The 567-nt window shown below is 56.6% G+C and carries 1 protein-coding gene; it reads right to left on the bottom strand.

Annotated features, from left to right (window positions below):
- On the bottom strand, window positions 1–383 hold a 383-nt coding region (locus tag H5P30_RS07710; RefSeq protein ID WP_185692382.1), incomplete at its 3' end, for a transposase.
- Between the last annotated feature and the right edge of the window lie 184 nt (window positions 384–567).

The following is a 567-nucleotide window of genomic DNA, read 5'->3' as shown; positions in this document are numbered from 1 at the left end:
CCCGCACGAACCGGATTCAGGTGAATGTAGTGGCAAACCTGCGCGAATACATGCCCGGGCTCCACAACAATCCCCTTGTAACGCCCCTGAAACGGGCGCCCCGTCCAGTTCCGAAAACGATTGAACCGGCGAATCCACGTCCCCTGCAACCATTTCATCCCCTCGCTTAAATTCGGTTCGCCAAGCTCCACGGCAAGATGAAAGTGATTGCTCATGATTACATAGGCATGCACGCGCCATCCAAACCGCTCCGCCGCCTCCCCCAATACACGTTCAAAGGCCTCCGCAGCTCCCTTCCCCGAAAAAATCCTCTGACGATAGTTTCCGCGGTTCAAGACGTGATAACATCCTCCCGCATACTCTACTCTCAGGGGCCTCGCCATAACCGTGAGCCAATGCACACGCCTCGTACCTGTCAAGAATCAAGACCTGACGTCGTCTGGTATCCTTGACGTCGTCTGGTATCCTTGTCCGCCGACAAAACTCCTTCTGCGTCAGTCCGCAGCCCTCGTAGGCCTCCAGCAAACGCTCACGTTCGCCATCGGACAGAACCTTACGGCCCCGTGA

This window comes from Puniceicoccus vermicola (assembly GCF_014230055.1).
Lineage (GTDB): Bacteria > Verrucomicrobiota > Verrucomicrobiia > Opitutales > Puniceicoccaceae > Puniceicoccus > Puniceicoccus vermicola.
This window is presented reverse-complemented; position numbering and strand designations above follow the sequence as displayed.